1 protein-coding gene is annotated in these 303 nt (G+C 52.8%); it reads left to right on the top strand.

Annotated elements, in window-relative coordinates:
* Positions 1-13: 13 nt before the first annotated feature.
* Positions 14-303 (top strand): hypothetical protein (locus tag C495_RS17490; RefSeq protein ID WP_152418837.1); only part of this gene is annotated, 290 nt, incomplete at its 3' end.

Here is a 303-nt window from a genome sequence, read left to right as displayed (position 1 = left end):
CCTCAACCGCAGTATGTACGTCGTGAACATGATCTTCGGTAACCTCATCAAACGACGCTTCCAGAAAGACCTGGGTTTCGTCGCGGGTATAGAGGTTGAGACGGAATTCCTCAACGATACTGTCGCTTGGGATGGAGATCTGGCCTGCGGTGACCAAGTGTACGTTGTTGCCGAGGACGGACGCAAAGTCGTTGATCACGTCGCAGACGATGTCTTCGTCATCGGCAATCTTGTGGATGTCATCGACAAATACGACGAGCGGTGTCCCAGACCAATTCGCGGTCAGGTCTTTGAGCTTGTGAC

The organism is Natronorubrum sulfidifaciens JCM 14089, from assembly GCF_000337735.1.
Classification (GTDB): Archaea; Halobacteriota; Halobacteria; order Halobacteriales; family Natrialbaceae; genus Natronorubrum; species Natronorubrum sulfidifaciens.
Note: the sequence above shows the minus strand (reverse complement) of the source record. Positions and strands in the feature narration are given on the sequence as shown.